The organism is Peribacillus sp. SIMBA_075 (assembly GCF_046534585.1).
Genome location: NZ_JAWRYN010000207.1, coordinates 1 through 366, shown reverse-complemented (window position 1 = coordinate 366; position 366 = coordinate 1). Strand labels below are relative to the sequence as shown.

1 protein-coding gene is annotated in these 366 nt (G+C 38.8%); it reads right to left on the bottom strand.

The window, feature by feature from the left end; all coding sequences use genetic code 11:
- Window positions 1-366, bottom strand: a 366-nt coding sequence (locus tag SB775_RS27860; protein ID WP_410864390.1) for a PIN domain-containing protein, incomplete at both ends; no start/stop codon positions are given.

Genomic DNA, 366 nt, shown 5'->3' with positions numbered 1-366 from the left:
CAACAGTTCCACCAGTGATTTTAGCTAACTTTACAAGCTTGCTATCCACCTCTTGGATATCCTCAAAATCGCCTTCATAAATTTCCACCGGAATTGGTAGCTCTTTTTGAATACGATTTAAAATGTCTAATCCTCTGCGACCACGATTACGCTTTAAAGCATCAGAAGAATCGGCAATATGCTGAAGCTCTTCTAATACGAATTGTGGAATCACAATTGTTCCTTCTAAAAACTTCGTTTGGCAAATATCCGCAATACGTCCATCAATAATTACGCTTGTATCGAGAATTTTCCAATGAGTTGTAGATTTTTCTACCTCTACCTCTTCGTTCTCGCTATTGTTTTTCTTCTTACCTCCACGCTGGG